1 pseudogene is annotated in these 230 nt (G+C 43.5%); it reads right to left on the bottom strand.

Annotated elements, in window-relative coordinates:
* A pseudogene (locus AB4238_RS20555) lies at window positions 1–230 on the bottom strand (transposase); the annotation flags it as partial.

Below are 230 nucleotides of genomic sequence, written 5' to 3'. Positions count from 1 at the left end.
ATTAGCTTGCCTGGCGATAGGTTCATTGAGGCACCTCATAAACCAGCTGATATCACTGAGCCTTGAGCGATAGGTCGCAATAAGGTGTTTGAGTTGAACCACTAAATGTTCATCGATAACTTCACCCTTAGCGAATTTCTGCGTGAGCGTTGTACCATTAAACAACTTATGCCATTGCTCAACAACCTCTCTATCTGACCAGCTGTTCGCCGTTTCAAGGTCAATATAAA

The organism is Shewanella sp. 10N.286.45.A1, from assembly GCF_041470405.1.
GTDB lineage: Bacteria > Pseudomonadota > Gammaproteobacteria > Enterobacterales > Shewanellaceae > Shewanella.
This window is presented reverse-complemented; position numbering and strand designations above follow the sequence as displayed.